The organism is uncultured Erythrobacter sp. (assembly GCF_947499705.1).
Classification (GTDB): domain Bacteria; phylum Pseudomonadota; class Alphaproteobacteria; order Sphingomonadales; family Sphingomonadaceae; genus Erythrobacter.
In genome coordinates this window covers 228517-243608 of the sequence record NZ_CANMPJ010000002.1, presented here as the reverse complement: position 1 = coordinate 243608, position 15092 = coordinate 228517, and the positions used below count along the sequence as shown (strand labels likewise).

Genomic DNA, 15092 nt, shown 5'->3' with positions numbered 1-15092 from the left:
TTAGTCCGCGTCGCCGCCATGCCACGGGCGTTTTTCACCCGGACGCAGCCGGTCCAGCTCTTCAAGCCGGCGCGCTGCACGTGTTTCAAGATTGATCGTCAGCAGCAGCTTGGGCGATTTGCGGAACGCCTGCGGTGTCACGCCGAAGAACGCCTGAAACTCGCGGATGACGTGCGATTGGTCGAAATAGCGCAGCAGAAATTCCTGCTCCTCAGTCTCGTCAGAAATGCCAAGCAATTGCGCGGCGAGATCAAGCGCCCGCGCGCGCCGCAGCACCGTACGCGGCGGTAGGCCGAAATCGCGGCGCACCGTGCGCTCCAGCGTCCGGAGGCTGACGCCGTGAGATTCGGCAAATTCCCCCGGCGCGATGTTGGGGTTGGCGAAACTGGCATATTCGAACGCTGAGCTGAGTGGCTCCGGCGGGTCGGGCTGTACCCGCTCGACAAAGGCACGCACGCGCTCTTCAACGAGGCTGGCCCACTCCTCTGCGCTGGCATCTTTGGCGTACCGCGCCGCGCCGCCATCGGACAGCAGGCCAAGCGGGTCGCCAGGCTCCACCCGATCAACCAGTTCGGGAAGCTCGCGGCCTAAAAGCTTGCGCAGCGCGCCAGGCCTGAAACCTACGCCCAGCGTCGACATGGTGCCCCTGCACACGACCGGCATGTGCTTTGAATGCGGCCCAAGCAGGATCGGTTCGGAGCCAAAGCGTCGCGGGCCATCGGCGGTCTCTACCGTCCATTCCCCGCCGACCAGCAAGCGCTCGAATGCGATGTCATTGCACAGCCCGCAATCCAGTTTGAAGTCCGGTGTGGTTTCGACCTTGGCGATCACGATACGCGCGATCCACGGGTCGAGATCATCGGCAGCCGCACGGTTCAGGGATAACGGCATCCCCGAACGGGTCTCGCCCGATTGCGCCACCATGCCGGGTGGTTCGCTAATCTGCGATGTATTCAGAGCGGAACGCTCTGGCATTGTTCCCCAACCCCTGTTTTGTGGCTATGCGACAGCAACTATATTTCAGCCTTACCATAATTAGCGGCAAGTTGTGTGTGATACGGATCACGCAAAATTTCGCGAATATCGCATCGGTCACTTTCGCGTGTCGACGATTTCCCTATAGGCGAAGTCGAGGCGAAGCGCAAAATCAGAGGTTTAGTTATGAACGGGGTCGATCTTGGACGCGATATTGCACTGGCCGGCAGGCTCGCCGATGCCGCTGGAGAAGCGATCCGTCCGCTGTTTCGCGGTGACTGGAATTCGGAGCGAAAAGCCGATTCCTCTCCCGTGACCGAAGCGGACCGCGCGGCGGAAAGCGCGATCCGTGCAATCCTCGAAAGCGAGCGCTCCGATGACGGGATCATCGGCGAGGAATACGGGACCCGCAACGAAGGCGCGGGGCGTCAATGGGTGCTCGATCCGATCGACGGCACGATCAGCTTTATGGCGGGCCGCCCGATCTTCGGCACACTGATCGCGCTGTTGCAGGACGGCTGGCCGGTGCTGGGCGTGATCGACCAGCCGATTTCGGCAGAGCGCTGGGTCGGGGCGATTGGCGAAGGCACCACGCTCAACGGCCTGCCGGTGCGGACCCGAGCCTGCAAGGAATTGAACGAGGCAACGATCGCTTCATCCGGGCCGCAATATTTCACCGATGAAGCAGCGGGCGCCTTCATGTCGCTGGCCGCGCAGACCTCGCAAATCGTGGTCTGGGGCGGGGACTGCTACAATTACGGCCTGCTCGCGAGCGGGCATCTCGACATCGTGTGCGAGGCTGGGCTGAAACTCTACGATTACGCTGCGCTGGTCCCCATCGTCGAAGGCGCAGGCGGCATGATGAGCGACTGGCAGGGCAACCCGCTGGATGCAAACAGCGACGGCACAGTGCTAGCGCTGGGCGAACCCGCACGGTTGGAGAGCGTGCTGGAGGCGATGGGGTGAGGCGCGATCCCTAGTCACCCTTACTCGTCACCCCAGCGTAGGCTGGGGTCCAGGGCCACGGAGCGCACACCTCAACTGCCCGAGATCCCGGCTTTCGCCGGGATGACGGATACAGGGTGATGACCCTTTCGTAATCAAATCATGCGATTGGATGCGGGTAGCTAGAATGAGGCCCCCCAACATGCGCGCAATTTCGGGTCTATTGGCATTGTTTGCAGCCTTGCTGCTGGCAGGCTGCGACAGCCAGATTGGCGAGACATTCAACTATCGTCTGATTGTCGAAGTCGAGACGCCGGACGGTGTCGTTACTGGCTCGAGCGTGATCCAGGTCAAAGTTACGGAAAGTAACAGCCCATTTATCGCGCCCGAGGGACGCGGGGTGAATGGCAAGATGCGCGGAGAGGCGGTGGCGGTCGATCTTCCGGATGGGCAAGTGCTGTTTGCATTGCTGCGGAGCGAAAGCAGCGTCGATGCAGGCAACTGGTATGCGTTCAAGGGAATCGAAGGGCGTGCGCCGGGCGGACAGCCAGGCAGTCCTGAGCGAGCGCGGGCCTTGATGCGCACTAGCCGCGCTGGTGATCTGTGGCCGCGCGACTATCCGATGCTCGTTACATTTGCTGATCTTGATGACCCGACCAGCGTCGAAAGGGTCGATCCAAAGGATCTCGCCGCAACATTTGGTGAGGGTGCGAGCCTCAAGCGTATCGGTGTCGAGTTTACTGGTGAACCGGTGACAATTGGAATTGTGCAGCGGTTAGGTTGGCTGCCCGACTACTATGGCAAGATGCTAGACGGAAATCCATTGAGGCACATTGACGCAGAAAATCAGCTCGCCAATTCTCTGTCTCAGAACAGTTTTGCAGTAGGGACCATTCAATGAATCGCGATGTCTTTCTCTCATTGCTTGCGCTCGACGCGTACGATCGCGTCTATGGTCAACGTCAGCCGGTCGCATGCGCAGCCTGGAATGCTGCCTCGTACTAAGAGGCAAGCGATTCCCACGCACCCGAATCACTTGCATCCGCGCCCCAATTCGCTAAGTGCGCATCCTTCAACGACACGAATCAAGCGACCGGCCTGGCTGAAAGGGCTGCCAGGGCTGGCCAAGCGTGTCTCTGACCAAGGAGATGAAAATGCCCAAGCTTAAGACCAAAAGCGGTGTGAAGAAGCGCTTCAAAATCACCGCAACCGGCAAGGTCAAGCACGGCGTCGCTGGCAAGCGTCACCGTCTGATCAGCCACAATGCAAAGTATATCCGCCAGAACCGTGGCACCTCGGTCGCTTCCGACCCTGATGCGCGCACAGTCAAGAAATGGGCGCCCTACGGGCTGTCTTGATTCGATGGTTGAACGGGCTTTGGCCTGCTCCCTGACGAAATAAGGATATACGAAAATGCCACGCATCAAACGCGGCGTCACCACGCGCCAAAAGCACAAGCGGCTACTCGAGCAAGCCAAGGGCTATCGCGGTCGTCGCAAGAACACCATCCGCGTTGCGCGCCAGGCGGTCGAAAAGGCCGGCCAGTACGCTTATCGTGATCGCAAGGTTAAGAAGCGCAGCTTCCGTGCGCTCTGGATCCAGCGCATCAACGCCGCCGTTCGCGCCGAAGGCCTCACCTATTCGCAGTTCATGCACGGGGTGAAGCTCGCCGGGATCGAACTCGACCGGAAGGTTATGGCCGATCTCGCCATGAACGAAGAAGCAGCGTTCAAAACGATCATCGCGCAAGCGAAAGACGCTCTTCCCGCGTAATCGCGGACAGCGAATCCAAACATCAAAAGGGGCGTCAGACTTCGGGTTTGGCGCCCCTTTGCTTGTATATTCGCGCCATTTTCCTTGTAAAAACTCGCCATGTGGCGCAAAAGTCCGTTCATGGGGCAGGGAAACGAAGGCGCTTCGGGTGAACAGCCTGCAGCCGTTGTAGACAGTGACTTCTATCCGCCGCCGAGCCAGTTCGACGGCTGCTTCACTACGTTCTATCACGCCACGCTAAGCTCCGAAGAGGGCAGCATGGTCAGCGATTACCTGCAGCCGGAATGGTGCGGCATTCGCTTCTTTGCCGGAGGCACACCCAACGCCCGTATTGGGAACACCAGTGTTGAGGGCGCCCGCTTCACCGCGACCGGCCCCAGTTCATTGCCGTGCAAATTCGAAATCGGTGATGCGACGATGTGGGGAGTGGGTATTTTGCCGCTCGGCTGGGCTCGCTTTATCGATGGCGATGCCCGGGACCTGGCCAACGTCGTCTGCGATGGCGCCAAGCATCCAACCTTTGCGAAGTTCGATTGCATGTCCGATGTGCTATGCGATCCAGACGCCGACACAAATGCGCAATTCGAAGCGCTCATCGAAGACCTCACCCGCCTGATGCGCCCCAATCGTGACGAACCCAAGATCATGCGGGTTCACGAGGCGATGGTGGATGTGTCCTACACTGCGGTTGGCGATCTAGCCGACGCTTGCGGAATGAGCATCCGTACGCTCGAGCGCGTCTGCCGGCGCTATTTTGGTTTCACGCCCAAATTGCTGATGCGGCGTCAGCGTTTCATGCGCAGCCTGACCAGTTTCATGCTCCATCGCGGAACACGCTGGACGGAAGCAATGGACGGACACTATCACGATCAGGCACAGTTCACGCGTGAGTTTCACGAATTCATGACTATGAACCCCAGTGAGTATGCCGCACTTGATCATCCGATCCTGTCCTCCTTCATGGAAGCGCGCGCCCGCGTATGGGGCAGTGCGGCGCAGACGCTGGACAAGCCCTCCCGGTAAACTTTTCGCGCAGGGGGCGGTGCGATGACCCGTTCCGTCGGCGGTCCAGCGGTCAAGGTTCGCTTTGCGCTTCCTGCCGAGGAATTGCGGCCTTTCGTCACAACCTATTACCGCACCGAGGTACAATGCTCGGCCAATGAACCCTGGCTCGAGGACTATCTCCATCCCGAATGGCCCAATCTGCGCTTTCTCGCCGAAGGGTGGTCTGAAGCGGCAATCGGCCCCGGCGCCCTTGAGCCGGTTCCGGCATTCTCGGTCTCCGGCCCGACCAGCTATGCCAGCCGGTTCCGGATCGGATCGGGGTCGAGCTGGGGTATCGGATTGATGCCGCTTGGCTGGGCGACATTCGTCGACGCGCAGGCGGGTGACTATGCCGATCAGGCTGTCGATGGCGGCGCTGACCAGGCCTTTGCGGCTTTCCACCCGCTCGCCCATGCACTGCAAGCGAGCGGCGGAGATGCGAACGCCGAACTCGAACTGATCGAGAGCCACATGGCCGAGCTCGTCGGCAAGATGGCAAAGAACGCGGATCAGATTACGGCCATCAACACCGCCCTGGTCGATCCTGAAATCGCGACTGTCGCCGACTTCGCAGAGCGGGTGTCAATGAACGTGCGCTCGCTCGAACGCCTTTGCAATCGCGCATTCGGGTTCACGCCCAAGCTGTTGCTGCGCCGTCAGAGGTTCTTGCGAAGCCTTGCGCAATTCATGCTCGATCCCTCACTCAACTGGCTGAGTACGCTCGATCATCATTATCATGATCAAGCCCACTTCGTACGCGACTTCAAACGTTTCATGGGTATGGCGCCGAGCTTCTACTCCAAGCTCGAAAAGCCGCTGTTGATCGCAGCGGCACGGGCCAGAATGGAGATTGCAGGGGAGGCAGTGCAGGGCCTGCACGATCCCGAAGCGTCCGAGTGACGTAAGGCGAGACTTCGGGAATCCCAGAGCGATACTCAAACGCGCTTTGCAAGTGCGCCCAATTGACGCTAGCGGACGCGCTCAATTCACTGGACACATCGTCGCACAAACTATGACCGATCTGACACCGCAAAAAGAGGCCGCGCTGGCGGCAATTGATGCCGCCGATACGCTAGAGGCGCTTGACGCCGAGCGCGTGGCCGCGCTTGGGAAGAAGGGCTGGGTCAGCCTTGCCCTCAAGACGCTTGGCGGAATGTCGCCTGAAGAGCGGCAGACCGCTGGCCCCGCGATCCAGGCTGTGCGTGCCGACATTGCCGCCGCGATTGAGGACAAGAAAGCCGCTCTCGAAGCCGCGGCTCTCGAAGCGCAGTTGGCCAATGAAACAATCGACCTGACCCTGCCTGCGCCCGATCTGCCAAAAGGTTCGGTGCATCCCGTCAGTCAGGTGATGGACGAACTGGCAGAGATCTTCGCCGATCTCGGCTTCGCCTTGGCGACCGGTCCGGAGATCGAAGACGACTGGCACAACTTCACTGCGCTCAACATGGATGAGAGCCATCCAGCCCGCGCGATGCACGATACGTTCTATTTCCCGAACGCTGCTCCTGACGGCGGGCAAATGCTGCTGCGCACGCACACGTCGCCGGTTCAGATCCGCTCCATGAAAGAACAGGGCGCGCCGATCCGTTTGATCGCGCCAGGCCGTGTCTATCGCAGTGACAGCGACGCCACGCACACGCCGATGTTCCACCAGGTTGAAGGCTTGGTTGTCGACCGTGACATTCACCTTGGGCATTTGAAATGGACGCTTGAAACCTTCTTCAAGGCATTCTTTGAGCGCGAAGATATCACCTTGCGTCTGCGGCCATCCTACTTCCCGTTCACTGAACCGAGCGTTGAGGTAGATGTCGGCTATTCCAACGAAGGCAACCGCCGTGTCGTTGGCGGGCATGGCGATGCCGAGGGTCATGATTGGATGGAACTGGGTGGCAGCGGCATGGTCAATTCCCGGGTTCTTGAAATGGCCGGTGTCGACCCGAACGAGTATCAGGGCTTTGCCTTTGGTCTCGGGATCGATCGCATCGCGATGCTGAAATATGGCATGAACGATCTGCGAGCCTTCTTTGATGGCGATCCGCGCTGGTTGGCGCATTACGGCTTTTCGCCCTTCGACCAGCCGACCCTCTCCGCTGGTGTGGGAGCGCGGCCATGAAGTTCTCGATCACCTGGCTGAAAGACCACCTCGAAACCGAAGCAACGCTTCAGGAAATCACCGATACGCTGACCGCAATCGGGCTGGAGATCGAAGGCGTTGAAGACCCGGCACAGCGGCTGGCGGGCTTCACCGTCGCCGAAGTGCTAACCGCCGAAAAGCACCCTGATGCTGACAAGCTGCAAGTGCTCACCGTCAACACGGGCGAGGGCGATCCGCTGCAAGTCGTATGCGGTGCGCCCAATGCACGCGCGGGGATGAAAGGTGTGCTGGGACAGCCTGGCGCGGTTGTTCCGTCAAACGGAATGCAACTCCGCAAAAGCGCGATCCGAGGTGTCGAATCCAACGGCATGATGTGCTCGGTACGCGAGCTGGAATTGGGCGACGAGCATGACGGCATCATCGAACTGCCCGAAGACGCGCCGGTCGGGCACAGCTTTGCCGATTATCACGGCTCTTCGCCGATTATCGACGTGGCGATCACGCCGAACCGCCCGGATTGCATGGGCGTTTACGGGATCGCGCGCGATCTGGCAGCGGCTGGTCTCGGCACGCTGAAACCGATTGCCTTCCCTAAGTTTGAGGCAAGCGGGGAGTGCCCGGTTGAAATCCGCACCGAGGACGCGCAAGGCTGTCCGGCCTTCTATGGCCGCGTGATCAAGGGCGTGACCAACGGTCCATCGCCTGACTGGATGCAGCAGCGTCTTGCTAGCGCGGGCCAACGCCCGATTTCGCTGCTGGTCGATCTGACCAACTACCTGATGCTAGCCTTTGGCCGTCCGGCGCACGTCTATGACCTTGCCAAATTGCAGGGCGCGGTCGTGGCGCGGCGCGCCAAGGATGGCGAGCAGGTCGTGGCGCTCAACGAGAAAATCTACACGCTCGATGCCAGCATGATGGTGATCGCCGATGATGTGCAGGTGCACGATATCGCCGGGATCATGGGCGGCGAGCATTCCGGCGTGCAGGACGATACAACCGACGTGCTGCTCGAAATCGCCTATTTTGATCCGGCCAGTATCGGGGTGACCGGGCGCAAGCTTGGCCTCGCGTCGGACGCACGCACGCGGTTCGAGCGCGGTGTCGATCCCGATTTCTTGGAAACCGGGCTGGACCTGCTGACTGGGCTGATTGTCGAACTGGCTGGTGGCCAGGCATCCGAAGCCGTCCACGCCGGTGCGCCGCCTAGCCAAGCCAAGATTGTGTCGTTCGACACCGGCCTGACCGCTCGGTTGGGCGGAGTAGACGTGCCTGCTGACGAGCAGCGCCGCATCCTCGAAAGCCTCGATTTCGTTGTCGGTGATGATTGGCAGGTGACCTGTCCGCTGCGCCGTCATGATATCGAAGGACCAGCCGACCTCGTCGAAGAAGTCGTTCGTATCCACGGTCTCGACAAGGTCGAAAGCGTTGCTCTGCCGCGTATGGAAGGCGTTGCCCGGCCAACCGCGACGCCGGAGCAGAAGCTGGAGCGCAAATTGCGCCGTGCGGCGGGTGGCAGCGGGTTGGATGAAGCAATCACGTGGTCGTTCATCTCTGAGGATGAGGCCGATGCGGTCGGCGGCGGGCATTGGTCGCTCGACAATCCGATCAGCGAAGATTTAAAAGTGATGCGCCCGTCATTGTTGCCAGGCCTCCTGTTGGCGGCGCGGCGCAGTTTTGATCGTGGTTCTTCCAGTGTGCGCTTGTTCGAAATCGGTCGGCGCTACCTCGCAGATGGCGAATATCCGGCGCTTGTCGCGGTGATGGCGGGCGATGCTGCGCCGCGTTCATGGCAACATGGCAAAGCGCGGAGCTTCGATGCCTATGATGCCAAGGCCAAGTGCCTGGCTCTGCTGGAAGCAGCAGGAGCGCCGGTCGACAGATTGCAGGTCATGGGCGAGGCGGGCGATATCTATCACCCCGGCCAGTCTGCGACTTTGCGCCTGGGCCCAAAGAACCGTATCGCCAGCTTTGGGATGGTCCACCCGACGGTGCTTAAGGCCTTTGGGATTGGCGTACCGATCGCCGCGTTCGGTATTCACCTAGACGCGATCCCGGCCAAGAAAGCGGCCAAGGGCTCGGTCAGCTTCGCCAGACCCAGTTTCACTCCGCCTGCACTGCAAGCGGTGACTCGTGATTTCGCATTTCTCGTGCCGTCGGAACTGCCAGCGGGAGACTTGCTGCGCGCAGTGAAAGGCGCGGATAAGGTCAACATCGTGGACGCCCGGATCTTCGATCAGTTCACCGGCGACAGCCTGCCCGAAGGCACAAAGTCGCTCGCGCTAGAAGTGACGCTGCAACCGCAGGACAAGAGCTACAAGGACGCTGACCTGAAAGCGATCACCGATGCGATTGTTGCGGCGGCGGCCAAGCAGGGAGCGGAATTGCGCGGGTAATCTGCGCTCCGATCACTCATGTCCAATCGCCGCACCTTCGCGATCATTTCGCACCCTGATGCTGGTAAGACCACGCTGACTGAAAAGCTGCTGCTGCAAGGCGGCGCGATTCACCTTGCGGGCGAGGTCAAAGCGCGCGGGCAGGCGCGGCGTGCGCGGTCGGACTGGATGAAGATCGAGCAGCAACGCGGCATCTCGGTCACTTCGTCGGTCATGACCTTCGAGAAAGAGTACGAAGGAGAGACGATCACCTTCAACCTGCTCGATACGCCGGGGCACGAGGATTTTTCCGAAGACACCTATCGCACGCTGACGGCGGTCGATTCCGCAGTGATGGTGATCGATGCCGCGAAAGGGATCGAGCCGCAGACGCGCAAACTGTTCGAAGTCTGCCGCTTGCGCAGCGTGCCAATCATCACCTTCGTCAACAAAGTCGACCGCGAAGGCCGTCCGGGCTTTGAGTTGATGGACGAGGTTGCGGATATGCTCGCGCTCGACGTCTCACCGCAAGCCTGGCCAATCGGTATGGGCGGACAGTTCGAAGGGATTCTCGATTTTGCGAGCGGCACAGTCAGTCGCCCGGAAGGCCCTTCAAAGGAGTTTCTCGGCACGCGCGACAGCGATCCCACCATCCCGGAGGAATGGGCCGAGGAAATCGAGCTTGCGCAGATCGGATATCCCGAATTCGATCTCGAGGCCTATCGCAATGGTGACCTGACGCCGGTCTATTTCGGATCGGCGCTCAAGAATTTCGGCGTGACCGAACTGATCGACGCTATCGCCAAACACGCGCCCCCGCCGCGCCCACAACCGGCTGGCGAAGAGCAGATCGCGCCGAGCCACGATGAGGTCACCGGCTTCATCTTCAAGGTGCAGGCCAATATGGACCCCAACCACCGCGACCGGATCGCCTTCATGCGGCAGGTTTCGGGCACGTTCAAACGCGGCATGAAGCTGACGCCGTCGGGCCATGGTAAGCCGATCGCGATCCATTCGCCGATCCTGTTCTTTGCGCAGGACCGCGAGATCGCCGATACCGCAGAGGCAGGCGATATCATCGGCATTCCTAACCATGGCACGTTGCGCGTCGGCGATACCCTGTCGGAAAAGGACGAAGTCCGCTTTACCGGCCTACCCAATTTCGCGCCGGAAATACTGCGCCGCGTGCAGTTGAAAGACCCGACCAAGACCAAGCAATTGCGCAAGGCGCTCGATGACCTTTCTGAAGAAGGCGTGATCCAGGTGTTCTACCCGGAGATCGGCGCGCAGCATGTCGTTGGCGTGGTCGGACAGTTGCAGCTTGAAGTGCTGATTTCGCGGCTTTCGGCTGAGTACAAGGTCGAGGCAGCGCTTGAGGCAGCACCGTTTGCTACTGCGCGCTGGATCAAGGGTGATCAAAAGGCGCTCGACGAATTTGAGGGCTTCAACCGCGCCAATCTCGCCCGCGACCGCGATGGTGATCTCGTTTTCATGGCCAAGAGCCCGTGGGACGTGAACTATCAGGTTGAGAAGAACCCCGAACTGATCTTCTCGGCAACCAAGGAACGGTAAGGTTGCGGCCCGCGAAAGTTCGCGGCATTGGGTTGGCATGAACGGAACGACTTTCTCTTCTGGTCCAACCTCCCAGACTTTCATCTCGCAGCGTCTCAAGCTCAATTACTTCGATTGGGGCAACGATACGAAGCCGCCGCTGGTGCTCGTCCATGGCGGGCGCGATCATGCTCGCAATTGGGACTGGACCGCAGAGGCTCTGCGCGAGGATTACCACATTGTCGCCATGGACCACCGCGGCCACGGCGACAGCGATTGGGTGTCGGACGGGAACTACAACTCCAACGACATGGTCTATGATCTGGCGCAGCTAGTGCACCAGCTGGGTCGCGGGCCTGTGAGTATCGTCTCGCACTCGATGGGCGGCAATGTCGCGCTACGCTATGCCGGGATGTTCCCCGACATGGTCACCAAGCTGGTGGCTATCGAGGGTCTTGGTCCATCGCCCGAATGGAAGGCCGAACAGCGCAAGACCCCGTATCCCGAGCGTATGCGCGAATGGGTCGAGAAGAAGCGCAAGGCCGCCGGGCGCACGCCGCGTAAATATGACAGCATCGAAGCCGCCTTTGCGCGGATGATTGAGGAAAACTCCTACCTCACCGAAGATCAGGCCCGGCACCTCACCATCCACGGGGTCAACCGTAACGAGGATGGCACTTACAGCTGGAAGTTCGACCCGCATCTCAATGTCTGGGGTGTCGAGGATGTGGCCGATGAATTCATGGTAGCAACGTGGGGGGCGATCACCTGTCCTACGCTCTTGCTGTATGGCGCGGACAGCTGGGCCTCTAACCCGGAGAAAGACGGCCGGGTCGAGCATTTCAACACTGCCAAGGTGATCGAATTCGAGAAGGCTGGCCACTGGCTCCACCACGACCAGTTCGACAAGTTTGTTGAGGTGCTGAGGGATTTCCTTTGAGTGGTCCGCGTCCGCTCAAACGTTTGACTGGCAGTTGCCATTGCGGCGCAGTGCAATTCGCGATCACCACCGACTTCCCCGAACTCACCACCTGCGATTGTTCAATCTGTGTGCGCAAGAACGCGCTGATGGTGAAAGTGCACGAAAGCGAGTTCGAATTGCTGGCGGGCGAGGGAGCGCTCAGCGAGTATCCATTCCATACCAAGACAGCGCGGCACTTCTTCTGCTCGAACTGTGGTATCTACCCATTCCACCGCAAACGCGTGACACCCGATTATGTCGGCATCAACGTGTTCTGCCTCGATGACTTTGACCCGGCGGGTATCCCAGTGCGCGCCACGATAGGGAAGGAAATGGACTGATGGCTGCCTTTTTCGATGCGCTTGAGCCGAAGCATACGGCGATGATCGAGAAGCAGCCGGTGTTCTTCGTCGCCACCGCTGCGCCTGATGCGCGGATCAATCTCAGCCCCAAGGGGTATGATGCGTTTCGGGTCATATCTCCCTCGCGAGTGGCTTATCTCGACCTTGGTGGGTCCGGCAACGAGACCCACGCCCATGTCATCGCCGATGGGCGGATCACGATAATGTTCTGCAATTTCGACCGTCCCGCGCTGATCCTGCGCATCTATGGAACGGCCAAGCCTGTTCTGCCACAGGATGCCGGCTGGGACGAGCTAGCTGAGCGCTTCACCATGATGCCGGGGACGCGGCAAATCTTCGATATTGAGGTCGAAAGCGTGCAGACATCGTGCGGCTGGGCCGTGCCGTTCATGAGCCTCGAAGGCGAGCGCGAAACACTCAAAAAGGCGCACCGGCAGAGTGATCCTGCCGAATGGGAAGCCAAGATGGCGGGTCGCACCGAGAGCATCGACGGGCTGCCAACGCGCCCGACGGATCGGTATATTGCGGGCGAATAGGCTCGCTCGGAATATTGCGTCAAAGTTGGGTGCCCTGACCTAACTCCGCGCAAGTGACTGCCTAAATTGTGGCAATAGTATACTTGACAAAGCAGGGTAAAATGGATTCTGATTCGTCGGGACAGGCCGGCACTCTAGAGTTACCTATTTCATCGGATCGGTTAGACGCGGCAGTTGCCCTTCTGACAGGCTATGATCCCAATTTTGATCGGTCAGAGGACGTTGTGCTTGCCATTGTTGGAACCATTCTGGGGCTTCCTCCTCTCGACCATGAAGAAAACGACCAACAACCTTAGGCGGCGTGAAGCCCCATATCTGGCAGGCGGCCTTTAGGGCTTCCGCCACAGCCTCGTGGAGCGCCTTTTCTAAGGCTGGCAGGTCTTCAGCCTTTGGCGGGTCGTTGAGGGACTTTGGGTGGCGTGCACAGCGTTCGACAATTTGCTTTCTGGGGTGTGCGCGCCAACCCCAGACACCATGAAATATGGAATTTCTTTTCGATTTCGTGAGGTCCAGCCCCTGTACGAATTTCTTGGCGGCCTCTTGGGCTTCGGGTGGGTTCACGTCCTTCAGATGCGGTTTGAGCAGATTGATCTTGGGACCGAGAGGTTTCTCGCCAATCAAGGCCTTGTGTTGCTCTCTGGTGATCTTGAGCGCCCCAAGGATGATCTCATCAATGAGCCAGTCCGCTTGGCCCCACAGTATGGCAATCCGACCTAGTTGTGCATGTTCTTCGTCAGTGAGGGGCGACACGAAGACTTGAGGTGTGTATTTTTCAGTCATGGAAGACACCAATCAAAAGCAAGAGGACGCGGTTCTGAAGCGGATGCTGCGGACAAAGCCAAAGCCGCACGGCGTTGAAACCAGTCCAAAGGACGCGAAGATTGAACGCAAAAAAAGCAAGCGCCCTGGTTAGTCTGGCGGATACTTGCTCCCCTCGGCTTTTTCTGTTGCTTCCAGAGCGCGACCAATCATCAGGTCAACCTCTTGCTGTGCTAGGACAACTAGATCGGCAAGGCGCTCGGCATGAGATTCTGTGCGAGAAACGCCGCCGAGCCATGAAGTGTCTTCTGAATGGTTCAGCAGCGTCTCAGCAATTTGAAGTCGTTCTGGCTTCGGAATTGTTAAAAAGAGATGCTTCAAAACATAATCGAGTATGAAACGCTGGGCTGCGACTTTTGAGACAAGTTCGCGCCATCGCTGCTCAAATTCTTCATCCATGGGCTAAGACTATTTACCGACTACCGTTGAGTCCAGCGCTTGCGCTTCTCTCCGATCAAACGGGGAGCTTTGAATGGGTCAGGCTGCGACTGCGCCAGTCCGCCGATAGGTCAGATAGGTCAGGCGCTTGCCAGCAATACCCTTTAGGGCTTCGTCGGCACGTTCAAAGTCAGTCAGCTTGCGTGTATTATAGCGGAAGTCGAACTCTGTGACGTAGCGGCGCAGATGTTGCTCGCTGACGTGATGATAAACGCCAGTGATGCCGCGTTTGAGGATCGAGAAGAAGTTTTCGATGGTGTTGGTGTGGAAAATACCCGCACGGCCATATTCGCCGCGCGAGTGAACAACCACACCATGCCCGGTGAACTCGTCGCCAACCTTTTCATAGGCGCGGTGTTCGTCGGTCATAAGCCAGCTACCGCGATGCACGTTAGTAACGATAGCGCCGCGCAGCGTGTTGGAATTGACCTTGGCAACGTGGAAGGAACGAACCTTACCGTCGCGTTCTACAAGCGAGAACACAGGCTGCTTGCCTTTGAAGGGACTGTCGCCTTTCTGTTTGCGCTTGTCAGCGTGTTTGTTTGAGACCTTGCCGCCGACATAGGTTTCATCGGCTTCCACGGTCTTACCGTAGCCACCAAGGCTATCACCATCGGTGTCGATCATGGCTTCACGAATGCGGTGCATCATAAACCAAGCGGTCTTGTAGGTGACACCAAGCATACGCGCCATCTGATGGCCGCTAATGCCCTTTTTGGAAGCGCAAAGCAGGTGCGTGGCAAGCAGCCATTTGTTGAGAGGAACTTTGGAGCGCTCAAACACGGTGCCAACGGTGACGGTGTATTGCTTGCGGCAGTTGTTGCACTGGACAACGCCCTTGCGGACGGTGCCGCCCGGATGCGCTTTGGTAGCCTTACGCTTTTGCGGGGGAAGCCGTTTCGCGTCAGCCGATCCGCAGTGAGGACACACAGGACCGTCAGGCCAGTGAAGGCCCTCTAAGTGAGCGCGCGCTGCGTCTTCCGATTGGAAGCGAGGGGCAAAAATATCGACTGCGTTTTCCATGGATTATGGATAGCAGATACCCTTGCTGTGTCAAGTATACAATTGCCTAAATTGTAAACAGAAGATTAAAAAATAGGCACATGTATTTGTGCAGGCGCGAAGGAATTGTCAGATTCCGCGACGTCACCCTCTCTCCTGCGAAATGGCACACCTCTTGCTGTCTTTAGCCTGCCGGGAAAAATCCGGTGAGCCAAAGGG

At 59.0% G+C, this 15092-nt stretch carries 16 protein-coding genes; 12 read left to right on the top strand and 4 right to left on the bottom strand.

Annotation, left to right across the window (positions count from 1 at the left end; genetic code table 11):
- Positions 1–975, bottom strand: coding sequence for a helix-turn-helix domain-containing protein (locus tag Q0837_RS13985; RefSeq protein WP_298470383.1), 975 nt, complete (start codon positions 973–975; stop codon positions 1–3).
- A gap of 186 nt (positions 976–1161) precedes the next feature.
- Here Q0837_RS13985 and Q0837_RS13980 point away from each other — a divergent pair, with 186 nt between their 5' ends.
- From Q0837_RS13980 to Q0837_RS13925, 12 genes are all read left to right on the top strand, one after another.
- Positions 1162–1941, top strand: a complete 780-nt coding sequence (locus tag Q0837_RS13980) for an inositol monophosphatase family protein (protein WP_298470382.1) — start codon at positions 1162–1164, stop codon at positions 1939–1941.
- Between the two features lie 181 nt (positions 1942–2122).
- Entirely contained in the window at positions 2123–2821 is a 699-nt protein-coding gene (locus Q0837_RS13975; protein WP_298470381.1) for a hypothetical protein, read from the top strand.
- A gap of 253 nt (positions 2822–3074) precedes the next feature.
- On the top strand, positions 3075–3278 hold the full coding sequence (gene rpmI, locus Q0837_RS13970) for a 50S ribosomal protein L35 (protein ID WP_298470379.1): 204 nt from the start codon (positions 3075–3077) through the stop codon (positions 3276–3278).
- A gap of 55 nt (positions 3279–3333) precedes the next feature.
- Positions 3334–3693, top strand: coding sequence for a 50S ribosomal protein L20 (gene rplT, locus Q0837_RS13965; RefSeq protein WP_298470377.1), 360 nt, complete (start codon positions 3334–3336; stop codon positions 3691–3693).
- A 120-nt stretch (positions 3694–3813) separates the two neighbouring features.
- Positions 3814–4716, top strand: a complete 903-nt coding sequence (locus tag Q0837_RS13960) for an AraC family transcriptional regulator (RefSeq protein WP_298470375.1) — start codon at positions 3814–3816, stop codon at positions 4714–4716.
- A 24-nt stretch (positions 4717–4740) separates the two neighbouring features.
- A complete protein-coding gene (locus tag Q0837_RS13955; RefSeq protein ID WP_298470373.1) occupies positions 4741–5637 on the top strand; it encodes an AraC family transcriptional regulator in 897 nt (298 codons plus the stop codon).
- Positions 5638–5749: 112 nt separating this feature from the next.
- Complete coding sequence (pheS, locus tag Q0837_RS13950) at positions 5750–6850, top strand: phenylalanine--tRNA ligase subunit alpha (protein WP_298470371.1); 1101 nt, start codon at positions 5750–5752, stop codon at positions 6848–6850.
- Positions 6847–9225, top strand: a complete 2379-nt coding sequence (gene pheT, locus Q0837_RS13945; RefSeq protein ID WP_298470370.1) for a phenylalanine--tRNA ligase subunit beta — start codon at positions 6847–6849, stop codon at positions 9223–9225. Before pheS ends, pheT begins: the two co-directional genes overlap by 4 nt.
- Positions 9226–9243: 18 nt before the next feature.
- Positions 9244–10776, top strand: a complete 1533-nt coding sequence (locus tag Q0837_RS13940; protein ID WP_298470368.1) for a peptide chain release factor 3 — start codon at positions 9244–9246, stop codon at positions 10774–10776.
- A 37-nt stretch (positions 10777–10813) separates the two neighbouring features.
- Positions 10814–11695, top strand: coding sequence for an alpha/beta hydrolase (locus Q0837_RS13935; protein ID WP_298470365.1), 882 nt, complete (start codon positions 10814–10816; stop codon positions 11693–11695).
- A gap of 50 nt (positions 11696–11745) precedes the next feature.
- Positions 11746–12057: a GFA family protein gene (locus tag Q0837_RS13930; protein ID WP_298470363.1), complete on the top strand. Its 312-nt coding sequence runs from the start codon at positions 11746–11748 to the stop codon at positions 12055–12057.
- The gene (locus tag Q0837_RS13925) at positions 12057–12614 is read left to right on the top strand and encodes a pyridoxamine 5'-phosphate oxidase family protein (RefSeq protein ID WP_298470361.1); all 558 of its coding nucleotides are present in this window, start codon (positions 12057–12059) and stop codon (positions 12612–12614) included. The genes Q0837_RS13930 and Q0837_RS13925 overlap by 1 nt, the downstream gene beginning before the upstream one ends.
- Positions 12615–12758: 144 nt before the next feature.
- On the opposite strand, the gene Q0837_RS13920 is transcribed toward Q0837_RS13925, so the two are convergent.
- The 3 genes from Q0837_RS13920 to Q0837_RS13910 all read right to left on the bottom strand — a co-directional run bounded on the left by Q0837_RS13920 (position 12759) and on the right by Q0837_RS13910 (position 14894).
- Positions 12759–13394: a hypothetical protein gene (locus Q0837_RS13920; protein ID WP_298470359.1), complete on the bottom strand. Its 636-nt coding sequence runs from the start codon at positions 13392–13394 to the stop codon at positions 12759–12761.
- Between the two features lie 129 nt (positions 13395–13523).
- Positions 13524–13832, bottom strand: a complete 309-nt coding sequence (locus Q0837_RS13915; protein WP_298470357.1) for a hypothetical protein — start codon at positions 13830–13832, stop codon at positions 13524–13526.
- Between the two features lie 78 nt (positions 13833–13910).
- Positions 13911–14894, bottom strand: coding sequence for an IS1595 family transposase (locus Q0837_RS13910; RefSeq protein WP_298470355.1), 984 nt, complete (start codon positions 14892–14894; stop codon positions 13911–13913).
- Positions 14895–15092 lie beyond the last annotated feature (198 nt).

Coding starts and splice junctions, on each gene's coding strand:
- Q0837_RS13985 (WP_298470383.1), bottom strand. CDS start 975: ATGCCAGAGCGTTCCGCTCTGAATACATCGCAGATTAGCGAACCACCC.
- Q0837_RS13980 (WP_298470382.1), top strand. CDS start 1,162: ATGAACGGGGTCGATCTTGGACGCGATATTGCACTGGCCGGCAGGCTC.
- Q0837_RS13975 (WP_298470381.1), top strand. CDS start 2,123: ATGCGCGCAATTTCGGGTCTATTGGCATTGTTTGCAGCCTTGCTGCTG.
- rpmI (WP_298470379.1), top strand. CDS start 3,075: ATGCCCAAGCTTAAGACCAAAAGCGGTGTGAAGAAGCGCTTCAAAATC.
- rplT (WP_298470377.1), top strand. CDS start 3,334: ATGCCACGCATCAAACGCGGCGTCACCACGCGCCAAAAGCACAAGCGG.
- Q0837_RS13960 (WP_298470375.1), top strand. CDS start 3,814: ATGGGGCAGGGAAACGAAGGCGCTTCGGGTGAACAGCCTGCAGCCGTT.
- Q0837_RS13955 (WP_298470373.1), top strand. CDS start 4,741: ATGACCCGTTCCGTCGGCGGTCCAGCGGTCAAGGTTCGCTTTGCGCTT.
- pheS (WP_298470371.1), top strand. CDS start 5,750: ATGACCGATCTGACACCGCAAAAAGAGGCCGCGCTGGCGGCAATTGAT.
- pheT (WP_298470370.1), top strand. CDS start 6,847: ATGAAGTTCTCGATCACCTGGCTGAAAGACCACCTCGAAACCGAAGCA.
- Q0837_RS13940 (WP_298470368.1), top strand. CDS start 9,244: ATGTCCAATCGCCGCACCTTCGCGATCATTTCGCACCCTGATGCTGGT.
- Q0837_RS13935 (WP_298470365.1), top strand. CDS start 10,814: ATGAACGGAACGACTTTCTCTTCTGGTCCAACCTCCCAGACTTTCATC.
- Q0837_RS13925 (WP_298470361.1), top strand. CDS start 12,057: ATGGCTGCCTTTTTCGATGCGCTTGAGCCGAAGCATACGGCGATGATC.
- Q0837_RS13920 (WP_298470359.1), bottom strand. CDS start 13,394: ATGACTGAAAAATACACACCTCAAGTCTTCGTGTCGCCCCTCACTGAC.
- Q0837_RS13915 (WP_298470357.1), bottom strand. CDS start 13,832: ATGGATGAAGAATTTGAGCAGCGATGGCGCGAACTTGTCTCAAAAGTC.
- Q0837_RS13910 (WP_298470355.1), bottom strand. CDS start 14,894: ATGGAAAACGCAGTCGATATTTTTGCCCCTCGCTTCCAATCGGAAGAC.